At 71.6% G+C, this 17,763-nt stretch carries 14 protein-coding genes; 9 read left to right on the top strand and 5 right to left on the bottom strand.

Annotation, left to right across the window (positions count from 1 at the left end; translation table 11 throughout):
* Positions 1–16: 16 nt before the first annotated feature.
* The 5 genes from dacB to O7599_RS12640 all read right to left on the bottom strand — a co-directional run bounded on the left by dacB (position 17) and on the right by O7599_RS12640 (position 5,795).
* Positions 17–1,525 (bottom strand): D-alanyl-D-alanine carboxypeptidase/D-alanyl-D-alanine-endopeptidase, encoded by a 1,509-nt coding sequence (gene dacB, locus O7599_RS12660; RefSeq protein WP_281623361.1) that lies wholly within the window; start codon positions 1,523–1,525, stop codon positions 17–19.
* A 149-nt stretch (positions 1,526–1,674) separates the two neighbouring features.
* Positions 1,675–2,511, bottom strand: coding sequence for a succinate dehydrogenase/fumarate reductase iron-sulfur subunit (locus tag O7599_RS12655; protein WP_281622252.1), 837 nt, complete (start codon positions 2,509–2,511; stop codon positions 1,675–1,677).
* Positions 2,508–4,511 (bottom strand): fumarate reductase/succinate dehydrogenase flavoprotein subunit, encoded by a 2,004-nt coding sequence (locus tag O7599_RS12650; protein WP_281622251.1) that lies wholly within the window; start codon positions 4,509–4,511, stop codon positions 2,508–2,510. The genes O7599_RS12655 and O7599_RS12650 overlap by 4 nt, the downstream gene beginning before the upstream one ends.
* Positions 4,512–4,552: 41 nt before the next feature.
* Complete coding sequence (locus O7599_RS12645; protein ID WP_281622250.1) at positions 4,553–5,386, bottom strand: hypothetical protein; 834 nt, start codon at positions 5,384–5,386, stop codon at positions 4,553–4,555.
* A 118-nt stretch (positions 5,387–5,504) separates the two neighbouring features.
* Positions 5,505–5,795 carry a hypothetical protein gene (locus O7599_RS12640; protein ID WP_281622249.1) on the bottom strand — a complete coding sequence of 97 codons (291 nt, stop codon included), beginning with the start codon at positions 5,793–5,795 and terminating at the stop codon, positions 5,505–5,507.
* A gap of 354 nt (positions 5,796–6,149) precedes the next feature.
* Between O7599_RS12640 and O7599_RS12635 the strand changes: the two genes are divergently transcribed.
* The 9 genes from O7599_RS12635 (at position 6,150) to O7599_RS12595 (ending at position 17,708) form a co-directional block, all read left to right on the top strand.
* On the top strand, positions 6,150–8,345 hold the full coding sequence (locus tag O7599_RS12635) for an ABC transporter family substrate-binding protein (protein WP_281622248.1): 2,196 nt from the start codon (positions 6,150–6,152) through the stop codon (positions 8,343–8,345).
* Between the two features lie 75 nt (positions 8,346–8,420).
* Entirely contained in the window at positions 8,421–8,570 is a 150-nt protein-coding gene (locus O7599_RS12630) for a hypothetical protein (protein WP_281622247.1), read from the top strand.
* A gap of 140 nt (positions 8,571–8,710) precedes the next feature.
* Positions 8,711–10,600 carry a translational GTPase TypA gene (gene typA, locus O7599_RS12625; RefSeq protein WP_281622246.1) on the top strand — a complete coding sequence of 630 codons (1,890 nt, stop codon included), beginning with the start codon at positions 8,711–8,713 and terminating at the stop codon, positions 10,598–10,600.
* A gap of 256 nt (positions 10,601–10,856) precedes the next feature.
* Positions 10,857–12,500, top strand: a complete 1,644-nt coding sequence (locus O7599_RS12620; RefSeq protein WP_281622245.1) for an ABC transporter substrate-binding protein — start codon at positions 10,857–10,859, stop codon at positions 12,498–12,500.
* Positions 12,501–12,599: 99 nt separating this feature from the next.
* Positions 12,600–13,523 carry an ABC transporter permease gene (locus tag O7599_RS12615; RefSeq protein ID WP_281622244.1) on the top strand — a complete coding sequence of 308 codons (924 nt, stop codon included), beginning with the start codon at positions 12,600–12,602 and terminating at the stop codon, positions 13,521–13,523.
* Positions 13,516–14,478, top strand: a complete 963-nt coding sequence (locus tag O7599_RS12610; RefSeq protein WP_281622243.1) for an ABC transporter permease — start codon at positions 13,516–13,518, stop codon at positions 14,476–14,478. Before O7599_RS12615 ends, O7599_RS12610 begins: the two co-directional genes overlap by 8 nt.
* Positions 14,479–14,485: 7 nt before the next feature.
* Complete coding sequence (locus O7599_RS12605; RefSeq protein WP_281622242.1) at positions 14,486–15,493, top strand: ABC transporter ATP-binding protein; 1,008 nt, start codon at positions 14,486–14,488, stop codon at positions 15,491–15,493.
* A 21-nt stretch (positions 15,494–15,514) separates the two neighbouring features.
* Entirely contained in the window at positions 15,515–16,597 is a 1,083-nt protein-coding gene (locus tag O7599_RS12600) for a dipeptide ABC transporter ATP-binding protein (protein WP_281622241.1), read from the top strand.
* 121 nt (positions 16,598–16,718) lie between these two features.
* On the top strand, positions 16,719–17,708 hold the full coding sequence (locus O7599_RS12595) for a hypothetical protein (RefSeq protein WP_281622240.1): 990 nt from the start codon (positions 16,719–16,721) through the stop codon (positions 17,706–17,708).
* Positions 17,709–17,763 lie beyond the last annotated feature (55 nt).

The raw sequence follows: 17,763 nt of genomic DNA, 5'->3' as shown, positions 1-17,763 counted from the left end.
CGCGGTCATCCGGGGATCAGCACATCCGCGGCTTCAGCCACGCGCACTCCACATCCGCCTGCTTCTCCACGCCCCGCGTGGTCCGCGACCGCGGCTCCGCCGCCTCCGCGTCACCGCCGTACCCGGCCAGCGTCGTCACCACCGCGTCCTCGATGTCCTTCACCGAACCCGCCAGGTAGTTGTTCAGCACCACGCTGAACACCAGCTCCCGCCCGTCCGCGTCCGTCACGTACCCCGACAGCGCCGACGCCCCCGTCAGCGACCCCGTCTTCGCGCGCGCGTTGCCCTCCGCCGGGGTGTCGCACATGCGCGTGCGCAGCGTGCCGCCCACGAAGCGGTCCGGGTCGCAGGCCAGCGGCAGCGACTCGTACCAGGCGCCGAACCACGGCTCGTCCTGAACCGCCGTCAGCAGCCTGACGAACTCGCGGCTCGGGATCGTGTTGCCCCGCGACAGCCCCGAGCCGTCGACCTGGCGCAGGGTGGACGTGTCCACGCCCACCGACTGCAGGTACGACGAGACGCCCCGCAGGCCCGCGCTCCACGTGCCCGCGTCCGCCGTCTCCACGCCGATCGTCTTCGTCAGGATCTCCGCGTGGCCGTTGTTGGAGAGCTTCATGAACGGGATCATCAGGTCCTTCAGCGGCATCGAGCCGTGGCTCGCCACCGTGCGCGCACGCTCCGGCGTCGCCCGCCCCAGCAGCGTGCGGCCCTCCACCTCCACCCCGTGCCGCTCCAGCGCGTCCCGGAAGACCGCCGCCGCGTAGCCGGTCGGCTCCCACACCGTGATCCACTCCTTGGTGGCGTTCGCCTTCACCGGGATGTTCCCGCTGACGACGATGGTGTTCGTGCCGTGCTCCCGCGCGATGCCCAGCGTGTCCGGCTCGCCCTCCGCGACCGTACGGCCGCGGTTGTCGATCTTCACGTAGTCGTTGGGCGGCGTCACCACCACCCGCGGCCGGTCACCCGCCCGCTTGCCGGGGTACGCCTCCACGACCACCGTGCCGGAGTCGTAGTCCGTGTCGGGGGCCACCGTCAGCGCGGAGATCTGCATCGCGTAGTAGTCCGACTCGTAGTCCGCGGACCAGCCGTTGCCGAGGCGTACGGAGTCGAAGCGGGTGTCGTCCGCGACGAGCCGGTCGACCTCGTCCACCCCCGCCGCCGCGACCCGCGCGGCCAGCGCGTCGTAGTCGGCGGCCAGCATCGTCGGGTCGCCGCTGCCGCGCAGGTAGAGGTCGCCGCCCGCCGTGAGGGCGTCCGTGGACCAGGTGTAGTCGGGGCCCAGCAGCTCCATCGCCGCCGCTGACGTGGGCAGCTTGGTGTTGGAGGCGGGGGTGAGCCGGGTGGCGGCGGAGTGCTCGTACAGCGTCTCGCCGCTCGCCGCGTCGGCGACGACGACGGACGCGAGCGCGCCTTCGAGGCGCTCGTCGGCGAGGACGTTGTCCAGCGCCTGTTTGAGCCCGTCGTCGTCGGGGTCCGCACCCGCGGGGGCGCCGCCGCCGAGGCCGAGGGCGAGTAGGGCCGCCATCGCGGTGGCGGCCGGCCAAGTCCACGTACGCGCCGCTGACTTCCGGCGACTGGGGGATCTGCTCATGACAGTGGAGCATGGCGAACCGGGACACGGGCAACAAGTACCCTGCTGCCCGTGTCATTGGTCCGACCGGTGGTATCCGACCGTCATTCCTTGCGGCGGAAGATCTTGCTCCCCAGCCACACCAGCGGGTCGTACTTACGGTCCACCGCCCGCTCCTTGAGCGGGATCAGCGCGTTGTCCGTGATCTTGATGTTCTCGGGGCAGACTTCCGTGCAGCACTTGGTGATGTTGCAGTACCCCAGGCCGTGCTCGTCCTGGGCCGTGGTCCTGCGGTCGAGCCCCTCGTCCGCCGCCGCGTCCAGGGGGTGCATGTCGAGCTCCGCGACGCGCATGAGGAAGCGCGGGCCGGCGAAGGCCGCCTTGTTCTCCTCGTGGTCGCGGACCACGTGGCACGTGTCCTGGCACAGGAAGCACTCGATGCACTTGCGGAACTCCTGCGAGCGGTCCACGTCCTCCTGCTGCATCCGGTACTCACCCGGCGCGAGCTTCTCCGGAGGCACGAACGAGGGGATCTCGCGGGCCTTCTCGTAGTTGAAGCTGACGTCCGTGACCAGGTCGCGGACCACGGGGAACGCGCGCAGCGGGGTGACCGTGATGGTCTCCCCGCCCTCGAACACCGACATCCGGGTCATGCACAGCAGCCGCGGGCGGCCGTTGATCTCCGCGCTGCACGAGCCGCACTTGCCCGCCTTGCAGTTCCAGCGCACGGCCAGGTCCGGGGCCTGCGTGGCCTGGAGCCGGTGGATGATGTCGAGGACGACCTCGCCCTCGTTCACCTCGACCTGGAAGTCCTCCAGGCCGCCGCCCTCGTCGTCGCCGCGCCAGACCCGGAAGTGGCGGAGCTGGGGGCTCTGGGCGGTCTCGGGGGCCTGCCCCCCGGAAGGCGCGGTGCCCGTGCCGGTGGTGGGTGCCGTGGTCACTCGCTCAGCTCCTCGTCCGTCAGGTACTTCACCAGCTCGTCCTTCTCGAAGAGGTCGAGCAGGTCGGGCCGGATCGGCGCCATCTCGCGCTTCTCCAGCCGGATCTGGCCCCGCTCGGGGTCGGGGACGTCCGCCGCGGGCAGGGCGCCGCCGGCCGGGTCGGCGAGGCGGCACACCAGGTTCTGCTTGCGCCATTCGCGGTCCATGGCGGGGTGGTCGTCGCGGGTGTGGCCGCCGCGGGACTCGGTACGCTCCCGGGCCGCGCGCGCGACGCACTCGCTGACCAGCAGCATGTTCCGCATGTCCAGCGCGAGGTGCCAGCCGGGGTTGAACTGCCGGTGGCCCTCGACGCCCGCGCCGCGGGCGCGTACCCGCAGGTCGCCGAGGCGGTTCAGGGCCTCGCTCATCTCCGACTCCCGGCGGATGATGCCGACGAGGTCGTTCATGGACTGCTGCAGCTCCTGGTGGAGGGTGTACGGGTTCTCCGGCGGCTTGACGCCGCCGTCCCCGGTCCCGCCCCCGGCGGTCGCGCCGCCGGCGCCCGCGCCGGCCTCCGCGCTGAACGGGCGCAGCGCCTCCGCCGCCGCCGCCGCGACCTGCTCCTCGTCGACCTCCGCCCGCCCGGCGGAGCCGGCCGCGTCGCGCGCGTACTCGGCCGCGTACAGCCCCGCGCGGCGCCCGAAGACCAGCAGGTCCGACAGGGAGTTGCCGCCGAGGCGGTTGGAGCCGTGCATGCCGCCGGCGACCTCGCCGGCCGCGAAGAGGCCCGGCACGCCCAGCGCCGCCGCCGTGTCCGGGTCGACGTCCACGCCGCCCATCACGTAGTGGCAGGTGGGGCCGACCTCCATCGGTTCGGCGGTGATGTCGACGTCCGCCAGCTCCTTGAACTGGTGGTGCATCGACGGCAGCCGGCGCTTGATCTCCTCGGCGGGCAGCCGGGTCGAGACGTCCAGGAACACCCCGCCGTGCGGGGAGCCGCGGCCGGCCTTGACCTCGGAGTTGATGGCGCGCGCCACCTCGTCACGGGGCAGCAGCTCGGGCGGGCGGCGGTTGTTGTCCGGGTCCTCGTACCAGCGGTCGCCCTCGTCCTCGGTCTGGGCGTACTTCTCTTTGAAGACGTCGGGGATGTAGTCGAACATGAAGCGTTTGCCGTCGCTGTTGCGCAGAACACCGCCGTCGCCGCGGACCGACTCGGTGACGAGGATGCCCTTGACCGACGGCGGCCAGACCATCCCGGTGGGGTGGAACTGGACGAACTCCATGTTGATCAGCGACGCCCCGGCGAGCAGCGCGAGCGCGTGCCCGTCGCCGGTGTACTCCCAGGAGTTGGACGTCACCTTGAACGACTTGCCGATGCCGCCGGTCGCCAGCACCACCGACGGCGCCTCGATGACGAAGAACCGGCCCGACTCGCGCTCGTAGCAGAACACGCCGGAGACCCGGCCGTCGGGCGCCTTGAGGATGCGCGTGACCGTGCACTCCTGGAAGACCTTGATCCGGGACTCGTAGTCCCCGCCGGAGGCGCTGTCCCTGAAGTCCTCCTGCTGGAGGGAGACGACCTTCTGCTGGAGCGTGCGGATCAGTTCGAGCCCCGTGCGGTCGCCGACGTGGGCGAGGCGCGGGTACTCGTGGCCGCCGAAGTTGCGCTGGGAGATCTTGCCGTCCTTGGTGCGGTCGAAGAGCGCACCCCAGGTCTCCAGCTCCCAGACGCGCTCCGGCGCCTCCTTCGCGTGCAGCTCCGCCATCCGCCAACTGTTGAGGAACTTCCCGCCGCGCATCGTGTCGCGGAAGTGCACCTGCCAGTTGTCGCCCGCGTTGACGTTGCCCATGCTGGCGGCGATGCCGCCCTCGGCCATCACGGTGTGGGCCTTGCCGAAGAGCGACTTGCAGATCACGGCCGTGCGCAGGCCCTGCTCGCGGGCCTCGATCGCCGCCCGCAGCCCGGCGCCCCCGGCACCGACCACGACGACGTCCCACTGCTGCCGTTCGACTTGCGTCATTTTCTGTGCTTCGCCTTTCCCATCGGTCGGCTCGCTACGCCTCAGAACAGCACCGGGTCGTCGAACGCGCCCGAGGCCAGCAGGTATACGTACAGGTCGGCCAGCCCCACGCTGATCAGGGACGCCCACGCGAGCTGCGCGTGGCGCTTGTTGAGCTTGCCCACCCATCCCCAGGCGCGGTAGCGCAGCGGGTGCTTGGAGAAGTGCCGGAGCCGGCCGCCGACGATGTGCCGGCAGGAGTGGCAGGAGAGGGTGTAGAGCCAGATGAGCACGACGTTGATCCAGAGCACGATGGTGCCGAGACCCACGTGGCCCCACTCGTACTCGCTGTTGCGGAAGCCGAGGACCGCGTCGTACGTGAGGATCAGGGCGACCGCGACCGCGGCGTAGAAGAAGTAGCGGTGCAGGTTCTGCACGATCAGCGGGAACCGGGTCTCGCCGGTGTACGTCTTGTGCGGCTCGGCGACCGCGCACGCGGGCGGCGACGCCCAGAAGCTGCGGTAGTACGCCTTGCGGTAGTAGTAGCAGGTGAACCGGAAGCCCAGCGGGAAGATCAGGATGATGATCGCCGGGGACATGAACCACCAGTCGCCGAAGAGCGCCACGTTCGGGCCGCTCTTCATGTCCACGCAGTCCGAGCCCAGGCAGGGCGAGTAGAACGGCGAGACGTAGGGCGCCGCGTAGTAGTCGTCGTTGACGAAGGCGCGCCACGTCGAGTAGATGATGAACACCGTCAGTCCGGCGAACGTGACGGCTGGCTGCAACCACCAGCGGTCGGTGCGCAGATGGCGCGCCGCTACTGCGGCACGGCCCGGGGCGTGGACACCGCCCGGCTGGTCGGGGCTGGGTGGGCGTTCGGTTGTTCCGGTGGCCAAGGTTGTCTCCGGCAGGACGGGAGGAGTGGGTCGGGTGCGGACGGGGGGTGCGCGGCGGGCCGGGGCCTGACGGGGCCGCGGCGCGCCGTCGCGGGCGGCGGGCGGGCCGGCTGCCCGGCTAGGGGGCGTGCCGGCCGCGGGCGCCGAGTCCCTCGTCGTCGGCGTCCCGCCACAGGGTGTGGTCGTACGGCTGGTCGGGGATGGGGACCAGGGTCGGCCCCTCCTTCTCCGGCCCCTGGGCGGAGACCTCGCGCAGCAGGGCGAGGGACTCCCGCAGGTGGTCGGCGTCCGTCCGCACGCGGCGCAGCTCCAGCGCGCCGGTGCCCATGCGCTGCTCCAGGCGGCTCACGGTGCGTACGAGGTCGTCGACGCAGCGCTGTGCTGCGCTCAGTTCTTCGTTCAGGGTCATGACATGCCCTCACGTCTTCGGTCGGGCGGTGCTGACGGTGCCCCGCGCGGTCGACGCGCACGGCGAAGACGCGCTCGGGGCGCTGTGGGGGGAAGTGTCGCGCGTCTCGCACGCGCTTGGGAAGGGATCTGCAGATTTCCCCCTGCTGGGGTGACGTACGGGGCCGGATCCTGCCGATCCGTAGGCAAAACACACCTGCCGATCTCCCGACGGCTGGGCCGGACGGGTGGCGTTGCGCGGCGCGCCCGCCGTGTCGCCGCGAGGTCCGGCGCGCGCTCGATTTAGGTGGCGGGACAGGAGAAGTGTGATGAGCGGCAAATGGCGCCAGAAGTGTGCATCACGGAGGTATCGCGCATGTCCCTTCACAGCCGCAGGCGGTACGCCGCCGTGCTGATCGCGGCGGGCGTCACCCTGCCCCTGGCGGGCTGCGACACCTCCCCGGACGACGCCGCCGGCGCCGCGCACGACGTGACCGCGGTCTCGCGCGAGCAGCTCCGCCCCGGCGGCACGGTCCGCTGGGCCGTGGACCGCGCGCCGGAGACGTTCAACGTCTTCCAGGCCGACGCGGGCGAAGCGACCGACCGCGTGGCGGGTGCCGTGCTGCCGCGGCTGTTCACGCTCGACGAGCACGGCCGGCCGACGGCGGACCCGGACTACCTGCAGAGCGCGGAGGTCGAGGAGCGCCGCCCGAAGCAGCGGGTGGTCTACCGGCTGAACCCGAGGGCGGTGTGGAGCGACGGGCGGCCGATCGGGGCGGAGGACTTCGAGGCGCAGTGGCTCGCGCTGAACGGCGAGGACACGGCGTACTGGACGGCGCGCAACGCCGGTTACGACCGGATCGAGTCGGTCGAGGCGGGCGAGGAGCCGGGCGAGGTCGAGGTCGTCTTCGACGAGCCGTACGCGGACTGGCAGGCGCTGTTCTCGCCGCTGTACCCGATGAGCGTGACGAAGACGCCGAAGGCGTTCAACGAGGGGGCGAGGACGGGGCTTGCGGAGGTCGCGGGCCCGTTCATGATCAAGAACGTGAAGGAAGAGAAGGAAGAGAAGAAGGACGAGAAGAGCAAGAAGAACAAGAAGAGCAAGAAGTACAAGGACGGCAAGAAGCGGGACGGCAAGAAGCGCGACGGCAGGAAGAAGGACGGCGAGAAGAAGGGGAAGCGGGACGAGAGCGAGGCGAGCGAGCCCACGTCCGTGACCCTTGTGCGCAACCCCCGCTGGTGGGGCGACCGGGCGCTGCTCGACCGGCTCGTCTTCGCCGAGGTGCCGCGCGGGACCGGGCGGGAGAAGGCGCTGGACGCCGGCCGGCTGGACATCGCCGAGGTCGAGCGGGACGAGGCCCTGGAGGCCGCCCGCGCCGAGGAGGCGGCGGTGCAGGTCCCCGAGCCCGACCGGGCGCAGGACGGCAAGCCGGCGGAGCTGGTCTCGCTGCCGAAGGCCGGCCCGCGCCCGTACACCGTGCACCGGGCGCTGGAGCCCGCGCACACTCAGCTCGCGCTCAACGGCAGTTCGGGGCCGCTCGCCGACGAGCGGGTGCGCCGCGCCGTCGCCCGCGCCGTGGACCGCGGCACCCTGGCGCGCAGCGTCCTCGGCCCGCACGGCCTGCCGGCGAAGCCGCTGGGCAGCCACCTGCTGATGCCGGGCCAGCCCGGCTACAGCGACCAGAGCGCAGCGCTGGGCAAACAGGACGTGGTTGCGGCGCAGAAGCTGCTGGCGGAGGCGGGCTGGAAGGGCGGCCCGCGGGCGGGGGAGGAGGAGGCGAAGGGCTCCGGCGACCGGGACGGCGGTGACGACAAGCCGGCCGCCGGGGTGCTGCCGACGTACGAGGTGCCGCTGTCGGTCACGCGGCCGGCGCAGGCGCAGCACGTCGCGCTGGGCCGGCAGGCGGCGCTGTGGGCGGCGGCGGCGAAGCACGGCAAGTCCTCGAAGGAGTACAAGATGGCCGTGCGGGCGGCCCGGCTGGCGCGCGCGGCGCTGGCCGAGCGGGAGACGAGCGTGGCGCAGCCGCCGCGGCAGCGGCCGTTCGTCAAACGCGGCAAGCCGCTGACGCTTCGCTTCGTGGTGCCGGAGGGTCCGGGGACGGAGCAGTTGCGGACGGTGGCGTCGCGGGTGGTCAGGATGATGGACAACATCGGCGTACGGACCGAGGTGGTGGAGGCCGCGGAGCCGGGCTTCTTCAAGGACTACATCGCGGCCGGCGAGTTCGACCTCGCGCTCTACTCCTGGCCCGGCACCCCCTACCCGGCCACCGACGCGCGCCCGATCTACGCCAAGCCCGTGCCGTCCCCCGACGGCTCCCTGGTCGTCGAGCAGAACTACACCCGCGTCGGCACCGACGAGATCGACCAGCTCTTCGGCCAGGCGATCTCCGAGCTGGACGACGAGGCGGCACACGAGCTCCTGACCCGCGCCGACGCCCGCATCTGGGCGGCGGCCGGCTCGATCCCCCTCTACCAGCGCCCCCAACTGGTCGCCACCACCCGCGACCTCGCCAACGCCGGCGCCTTCGGCTTCGCCACCCCCCGCTACCAGGACATCGGCTACCGCAACTGACGACGCACCGACTGGAGCGCCCGCGCCACGGCCGCCACCCCGCTGCGCTTCCCCGAGGGGCTCAACGAGTGGAACGTGGGCGTGGTCGGCTCCGCCTTTCTGGGGGTGGAGCATCACCGGGTGATGAACGACGCCGCCCGCCGGCTGCCCCGGCCCCAGCGGGAGCGCGCCGCGGTGCTCCGCGCGCGGCTTGAGCGGCGCGGCTGGGATCCGGACGAGGGCTGAGCCCGGGGCGGGCGCCGGCCGGTGCCGGGGCGCCGGCGGTGGTGGGCTGCGGGTGGGTGTGGGTGGGGGCCCGTACGATAGGGACGGCCGTGGTTGATTCGCCCGGCAGACCCCCTCTAGCCCGGGAGCACCGCCCAGCCATGCCGACGCGCCAGGACATTCGCAACGTCGCCATCGTCGCCCACGTCGACCACGGCAAGACCACCCTGGTCGACGCCATGCTCAAGCAGGCCGGCGCCTTCGCCGAGCACCAGCTCCAGTCCGTCGACGACCGGGTCATGGACACCGGGGACCTGGAGCGCGAGAAGGGCATCACCATTCTCGCGAAGAACACCGCGGTGAAGTACCACCCGAAGGGTGGCGGCGACCCGGTGGTGATCAACATCATCGACACCCCCGGCCACGCCGACTTCGGCGGCGAGGTCGAGCGCGGGCTGTCCATGGTGGACGCCGTCGTGCTGCTGGTGGACGCCTCCGAGGGGCCGCTGCCGCAGACCCGGTTCGTGCTGCGCAAGGCGCTGCAGGCGCGGCTGCCGGTGATCCTGTGCATCAACAAGACGGACCGGCCCGACTCGCGGATCTCCGAGGTCGTGGACGACACGTACGACCTCTTCCTGGACCTCGACGCCGACGAGGAGCAGATCGAGTTCCCGATCGTCTACGCCTGCGCCCGCGACGGCGTCGCCTCGCTGACCCAGCCGGAGGACGGCACGGTGCCGGCGGACAGCGACAGCCTGGAGCCGTTCTTCTCCACCGTGCTGGACTACGTCCCCGCCCCGTCGTACGACGAGGGCGCGCCGCTGCAGGCGCACGTGACGAACCTCGACGCCGACAACTTCCTCGGCCGCATCGCGCTGCTGCGCGTGGAGCAGGGCGAGCTGAAGAAGGGGCAGACGGTCGCGTGGATCAAGCGCGACGGCACCGCGCAGAACGTGCGGATCACCGAGCTGATGATGACCGACGCGCTCACCCGCCGCCCGGCGCAGCTCGCCGGGCCCGGGGACATCTGCGCGGTCGCCGGCATCCCCGAGATCATGATCGGCGAGACCCTCGCGGACCCGGACAACCCGGTCGCGCTGCCGCTGATCACCGTCGACGAGCCGGCGATCTCGATGACGATCGGGACGAACACCTCGCCGCTGGTGGGCAAGGGAATCGGCGGCGGGAAGAGCAAGGGCCACAAGGTGACCGCCCGGCTGGTCAAGGACCGCCTCGACCGCGAGCTCGTCGGCAACGTCTCGCTGCGCGTGCTGACCACCGAGCGCCCGGACGCCTGGGAGGTGCAGGGCCGCGGTGAGCTGGCGCTGGCGATCCTGGTCGAGACCATGCGCCGGGAGGGCTTCGAGCTGACCGTCGGCAAGCCCGAGGTGGTCACCAAGGAGGTCGACGGCAAGGTCCACGAGCCCGTCGAGCGGATGACGATCGACGCCCCGGAGGAGCACCTCGGCGCGATCACGCAGCTCCTCGCCGCCCGCAAGGGCCGGATGGAGACGATGACGAACCACGGGTCCGGCTGGGTCCGCATGGAGTTCGTCGTGCCCTCGCGCGGGCTCATCGGCTTCCGTACGGAGTTCCTGACGCAGACCCGCGGCACGGGCATCGCGCACTCGATCTTCGAGGGGCACGAGCCGTGGGTCGGCGAGCTGCGGACGCGCAGCAGCGGCTCGCTGGTCGCGGACCGGACGGGCGCGGTGACGGCGTTCGCGATGACGAACCTCCAGGAGCGCGGCACACTTTTCGTGGAGCCGGGCACGGAGGTCTACGAAGGCATGATCGTCGGGGAGAACTCCCGCTCCGACGACATGGACGTCAACATCACCAAGGAGAAGAAGCTCAGCAACGTCCGGTCGTCCACGGCCGACATCGCCGAGTCGATCGTCCCGCCGCGGAAGCTGTCGCTGGAGCAGTCGCTGGAGTTCTGCCGGGACGGCGAGTGCGTGGAGGTCACGCCGGACACGGTCCGGATCCGCAAGGTGGTGCTGGACGGGCGCGAGCGCGCGCGGGCGGCCTCGCGGGCGAAGCACGCGTAGCCCACGGACCGGGCGGACCACGCGGACTGGGCGGACCGGGCGGACCACACGGACCGCGGGGACGTACGCGCGAGGCGTGCCTCCGGTCCGTACGCGCCGGGCGTACCCCCGGAACGCCGCCGCACCGGGACCGGCGCGCGGCGCGCGCTCCATCCGGGGGGTTGTGTTCCCCCGATGGCGTGCCCCCGGAAGCGCGGCCGTCCCTCATGGGGTCTTATGTCACGTAAGTGATATTTGGGACCCTTGGGAGGCACCCATGCGCCGAGCCACCCGCGCCCCGTGGACGGCCTGTGCCGTCTGCGCCGCGCTCGCCGCGACCGGCTGCGGCAGTGACAGCGGGGACGGCGGCGGCGGTTCGTCGGGCGGAGGCGGCGTCGTCACGGCGCAGTGGGGCGACCCGCAGAACCCGCTGGAGCCGGCGAACACCAACGAGGTGCAGGGCGGCAAGGTCCTCAGGCTGATCACCCGCGGGCTCGTGATCTACGACCCGAAGACCGCCGAGCCGAAGAACATGCTCGCCGAGTCCATCGAGAGCGACGACCAGAAGAACTGGACCGTCAAGGTCAAGAAGGGCTTCCGGTTCAGCAACGGCGAGCCGGTCGACGCCAAGTCCTTCGTGGACGCCTGGAACTACGCGGCCAACATCAAGAACGCGCAGGTCAACAGCAGCTTCTTCAAGTACATCGAGGGCTACGACGCGGTCCACCCGACCGCCGAGGGCAGCGAGCCGTCCGCGCAGAAGATGACCGGGCTGAAAGTCGTCGACGACCAGACGTTCACCGTCAAGTTGTCGCAGAAGTTCGCCATCTGGCCCGACACCCTCGGCTACCCGGCCTTCGCGCCCCTGCCGAGGGCGTTCTTCGACAACCACGCCGCGTACCTCGACAAGCCCATCGGCAACGGCCCGTACAAGATCGACTCGTACTCCAAGGGCAGCTCGATGACGCTCGTGAAGGACGAGAAGTACAAGGGTGACGACAAGGCGAAGAACGACGGCATCGAGCTGAAGGTCTACACCGACCAGAACACGGCCTACACCGACCTCCAGGCCGGCAACCTCGACGTCTCCGACGAACTCCCCGCCGGCCAGCTCGCCAACGCCGAGACCGACCTCGGCGACCGCTTCATCAACCAGGAAGCCGGCATCATCCAGACCCTCGCCTACCCGCTCTACGACGACGACTGGGGCGGCACCGACAAGGCCGACCTGCGCCGCGGGATCTCCATGGCGATCGACCGCGAGCAGATCACCAAGCAGATCTACAACGACACCCGCATCCCCGCCAAGGACTGGACCTCCCCGGTCATCGGCGAGAAGGGCGGCTTCGACGACACCATCTGCGGCGACCTGTGCACGTACGACCCGGAGCAGGCCAAGAAGCTCATCGAGGGAGCCGGCGGCCTCCCCGGCGGCAAGCTGACGATCTCCTCCAACGTCGACACCGGCTCCCACAAGGAGTGGATGGACGCGGTCTGCAACAGCATCAACAAGGTGCTCGACAAGGAGAACGCCTGCATCGTCAACCCCATCGGCACCTTCGCGGACTTCCGCACCCAGGTCGTGGACCGCAGCTTCACGGGCCCGTTCCGCTCCGGCTGGCAGATGGACTACCCGCTGATCGAGAACTTCCTGGCGCCCACGTACTACACCGACGCCTCCTCCAACGACGGCGAGTACAGCAACAAGAAGTTCGACGACCTCATCGACCAGGCCAACGCCGCCGAGGACACCGCCGCGGCCGTCGAGAAGTACAAGGAGGCGGAGCGGCTGCTCGCCAAGGACGTGCCGTCGATCCCGCTGTGGTACCAGAACGGCATCGCCGGCCACTCCGACCGCGTCTCCGACGTCTTCCTCGACCCCTTCAGCGTCCCGTACTACCCGGACATCCGGGTCAACTAGGGGCGCACGCACGGCGGTCGGGCACGGCCGGCGCGGCCGGCGCGGACACGCGAAGGGCGGACACGCGAGGAGCCGACACACGAGAGAGGAGGGGCGCCCATGGGCCGCTACGTGATCCGCCGCCTGCTGCAGATGATCCCCGTGTTCGTCGGCACCACGTTCCTCATCTTCTTCATGGTCTACGCGCTCGGCGACCCGGTCACCGCCCTGTTCGGCGACCGGGCGCCCGACCCCGCGACCGCGGCGCAGATCCGCAGGGACCTCAACCTCGACAAGCCGCTGTGGCAGCAATACCTGCTCTACATGGGCAACATCTTCACCGGCGACTTCGGCCAGGCGTTCAACGGCCAGCCGGTGCTGGACCTGATGCGCAGCGCCTGGCCGATCACCGTGCGGCTCGCCCTCCTCGCCGTGCTCTTCGAGATGATCATCGGCATCACCCTCGGGGTGGTCTCCGGGCTCAGGCGCGGCCGGGCCGTGGACACCGGGGTGCTCTTCGCCACGCTCGTCGTCATCTCCATCCCGACGTTCGTCACCGGCTACGTGCTGCAGTACCTGCTCGGCGTCAAGTGGGGCTGGGTCACGCCCGCGGTCTCCTCCGAGGCGCCCTGGGACGAGCTGATCCTGCCGGCGGTGGTGCTGGCGCTGGTGTCGCTGGCGTACACCACGCGGCTGACCCGTACCTCCGTGGCCGAGAACGCCCGCGCCGACTACATCCGCACCGCCGTCGCCAAGGGCCTGCCGCGCCGCCGCATCACGGTCCGCCACCTGCTGCGCAACTCCCTCATCCCCGTGGTGACCTTCCTCGGCATCGACATCGGCAACCTCATGGGCGGTGCGATCGTCACCGAGCGGATCTTCAACATCCAGGGCGTCGGCTACCAGCTCTGGCAGGGCGTGCTGCGGCAGAACGCGCCGACGGTCGTCGGCTTCGTGACCGTACTGGTCATCGTCTATCTGCTGGCGAACCTGGTGGTGGACGTGCTCTACGCGGTCCTCGACCCCCGGATCCGCTATGCCTGAGCGCTACGAGGAGAAGCAGCGGGCCGACTTCGGGACCCAGGAAGCGGAGTCGCTGCCCGGCAGCGACGTCCTCCAGGCCGAGGCCGGCGGCGCCGCCGGAACGGACCAGCCGGCCCGCAGCCTGTGGTCCGACGCCTGGCAGGACCTGGTCCGCAACCCCGTCTTCGTCGTCGCCGGCCTGCTGATCCTCTTCCTGATCTTCATCTCCCTGTGGCCCGGCGTGGTGGCCACCGGCAGCCCGTACGACTGCGACATCGCCAAGCGCAACCTCGGCGCCGAGTCCGGCCACCCCTTCGGCTTCGACAGCCAGGGCTGCGACGTCTACAACCGCACCGTCTACGGCGCCCGCGCCTCCCTGACCGTCTGCACCCTGGCCACCCTCGGTGCCGCCGCCCTCGGCACCGTACTCGGCGGCCTCGCCGGCTACTTCGGCGGCTGGGGCGACGCGATCCTCTCCCGGCTCACCGAGGTGTTCTTCGGCATTCCGATCCTGCTCGGCGGCCTGGTCTTCCTCTCCGTCATCGAGAGCGGCTCCGTCTGGCCGGTGATCGGGCTGATCGTGCTCCTGGGCTGGCCGCAGGTGGCGCGGATCGCGCGCGGCTCGGTGATCACGGCCAAGCAGAACGACTACGTCCAGGCCGCCCGCACCCTCGGCGCCTCCACCCGCCGCATCATGCTGCGGCACGTGCTGCCCAACGCCGTCGCGCCGATCATCGTCGTCGCCACCATCGCCCTCGGTACGTACGTGGCGCTGGAGGCGACCCTGTCGTTCCTCGGCGTCGGCCTGAAGCCGCCGACCATCTCCTGGGGCGGCGACATCTCCACCGCCTCGCAGCAGATCCGCAACGCGCCGCACGCCCTGCTCTGGCCGGCCGGGGCGCTGAGCCTGACCGTGCTGGCGTTCATCATGCTCGGCGACGCGGTCCGCGACGCGCTCGACCCGAAGCTCAGGTGAGGTGCCCGTGACCGAGCTGCTCGACGTCCGCGACCTGCAGGTGGAGTTCCGCACCCGGGAGGGGGTGGCGAACGCCGTCAACGGCGTCTCGTACAGCGTGGCCGCGGGCGAGACGCTGGCGGTGCTCGGCGAGTCCGGCTCGGGCAAGTCCGTGACCGCGCAGGCCGTGATGGGCATCCTCGACTCGCCGCCCGGATTCGTCACCGGCGGGCAGGTGCTCTTCCAGGGCGAGGACCTGCTGACGCTGGGCCGCGAGGCGCGGCGCAGGGTGCGCGGCGAGCGGATGGCGATGATCTTCCAGGACGCGCTGTCGTCGCTCAACCCCGTGCTGAGCGTGGGCTTCCAGCTCGGCGAGATGTTCCGCGTGCACCGCGGCGCCAGCGGGTCGGAGGCGAAGGCCAGGTCGATCGAGCTGATGGAGCGCGTACGGATTCCGGCCGCCCGGCAGCGCGTCAACGACTATCCGCACCAGTTCTCGGGCGGCATGCGGCAGCGGATCATGATCGCGATGGCGCTGGCGCTCGGGCCCGAGCTGATCATCGCGGACGAGCCGACGACGGCGCTCGACGTGACGGTGCAGGCGCAGGTGATGGACCTGCTGGCGGAGTTGCGCGAGGAGACGGGGATGGGGCTCATCCTCATCACCCACGACCTGGGGGTGGTCGCGGACGTCGCCGACAAGATCGCGGTGATGTACGCGGGCCGGATCATGGAGACGGCGCCGGTGCACGACCTGTACAAGGCGCCGGCGCACCCGTACACGCGCGGGCTGCTGGACTCCATCCCGCGACTGGACCAGAAGGGCCAGGAGCTGAGCGCCATCCGCGGCACCCCGCCCAGCCTCCTCGCCATCCCCCCGGGCTGCCCCTTCAACCCCCGCTGCCCCCGCGCCCAGGACGTCTGCCGGACGGACCGCCCGCCGCTGTACGAGGTGACGGACGACGAGGGCCGCCCGCTCGCCGGGCGGGGCAGCGCGTGCCACTTCTGGAAGGACCAGTTGCATGACCTGCCGTGAGCTGCCACGAGGGGCCGCTGTATGACCAGCCCCGAGGTGACCGAGGCCCGGCCGGACGCGCCGGTCGGCGAGACCATCCTCGAAGTGCGCGACCTCGTCAAGCACTTCCCGCTCACGCAGGGCATCGTCTTCCGCAAGCAGATCGGGGCCGTACAGGCCGTCGACGGCGTCTCCTTCGACCTGCTGCGGGGCGAAACCCTCGGCATCGTCGGCGAGTCCGGCTGCGGCAAGTCGACCATCGCCAAGATGCTGGTCAACCTGGAGCGGCCCACGGCCGGCCGGATCCGGTACAAGGGCGAGGACATCACCCGGCTGTCCGGGCGCGCGCTCAGGGCCGTGCGGCGCAACATCCAGATGGTCTTCCAGGACCCGTACACCTCGCTCAACCCGCGGATGACCGTGGGCGACATCGTCGGCGAGCCGTACGACATCCACCCCGAGGTGGCGCCGAAGGGCAGCCGGCGGGGGCGCGTTCAGGAGCTGCTGGACGTCGTCGGGCTCAACCCCGAGCACATCAACCGCTACCCGCACCAGTTCTCCGGCGGGCAGCGGCAGCGGATCGGGATCGCCCGCGGGCTCGCGCTGCGGCCGGAGATCATCGTCGCGGACGAACCGGTCTCGGCGCTCGACGTCTCCGTGCAGGCCCAGGTGGTGAACCTGCTGGAGCGGCTGCAGAACGAGTTCCGGCTGTCGTACATCTTCATCGCGCACGACCTGTCCGTGGTCCGGCACATCTCCGACCGGGTCGGCGTGATGTATTTGGGCCGGATCGTGGAGTCCGGCTCCGACGAGGCGATCTACGAGCACGCCACCCACCCGTACACGCAGGCGCTGCTCTCGGCGGTGCCGGTGCCGGACCCGGAGGGGCGGGAGACGCGGGAGCGGGTCCTGCTGAGCGGCGACGTGCCGTCGCCGGCGAACCCGCCGTCGGGGTGCCGGTTCCGGACGCGGTGCTGGAAGGCGCAGCCGGTGTGTGCGGAGAAGGACCCGGCGCTGGACGTGCCGCCGTGGTTCCGGGAGGCGGAGGGGGCGGTGGTCCATCCGTCCGCCTGCCACTTCGCGGCGGAGTGGGCGGACGAGGCGGCGCCGGGGGCGGCCGGGTAGGCCGACGGGGCGAATCTCTCGCGGGGAGGGAAGTCCTTTTAGTCGGTTTATCACGTATCGGTGATAGCCATGGTGGGCGTCGGTTGCCGATGCCCCGTCACCGAGTAGAGGGACACCCACCATGAAGCGTTCGTCACGCCGCCGGCTCCGCGCGCTGAGCGGGGCGCTGTCCGTCGCCGCGCTGGCCCTCGCGGGCGCCCTCCCGCAGGCCCACGCGGCGCCGGCCGACGGGGGCACGCACGCGGTGCGGGCGGCGGGGGGCGGCTTCGCGGCGACCGGGGGCCCGGAGGGCGGGGAGGGCGAGTCGGGGGCGGAGTCGACGGTCGCGGAGGTCACGGAGGTCGCGGAGGTCACGGAGGTCGCGGAGGTCGCGGGCGTTGCGGAGGTCGCCGCTGAGGCGGTTGAGGCCGAAGAGGCGGCTTCGGAAGCGGAGTTGGAGGCGGAGCTGGCCGCGGTCGAGACGGCGGTCGAGGCCGCGGTCCCGGATGACGACGGCGAGGGCAAGGGGACCGTCACCGGGACTCCGGGCGGCCGGGGTGAGGGTGCGCCGGACGCCGGTGCCGGGAGCACCGGCCCGGTTGCCGAGGTCGCCGAGCCGGCCCTCCCCGTGGGTGAGGTCCCGGGTGGCGCGGCCAACGGAGCAGAGATCCCCGTGGGCGAACGCCCCCGGGCCGATGCCTCCGGCGCCGACGTCTCCGCCGGCGAAGGCCCGCGTGCCGAACCGGCCGGTGCCGCAGCCCCCGCGGCCGGACCCTCCGGGGACGACGCCCCCGGTGGCGCGGCACCCGCCGCAGAACGCCCCGCCCCCGAGGCCCCGGCGCCCACCGCGCCCACCGCGCCCGCCGACCCCGCGCCCACCGCGCCCACCGCGCCCGCCGGCCCCGCGCCCGACGGCCCGGCCGGCGAGGGCGACGACGGGTTCGAGCCGCCCGAGCGGCGTATCCCCGCGTCCGCGTACGACTTCGACCACGACGACGCGCGGGCCGGCGGCGAGCAACTCTCCCGTACCGGCGCCGACATCTGGCTCCCGCTCGGCTCCGGCGTCGGCAGCCTCGCCGCCCTCGGCGCCGGCGCCGCCGTGGTGGCCCGCAAGCGACGCGCCCACGCCTGACGCCCGCGCCCCCACGACGACGGGCCCCGCGGCAGCGCCGCGGGGCCCGTTCACC

The sequence above is a fragment of the Streptomyces sp. WMMC500 genome, from assembly GCF_027497195.1.
Classification (GTDB): Bacteria; Actinomycetota; Actinomycetes; order Streptomycetales; family Streptomycetaceae; genus Streptomyces.
The sequence above is the reverse complement of the archived record's forward strand: the minus strand, read 5'-3'. Positions and strand labels throughout refer to the sequence as shown.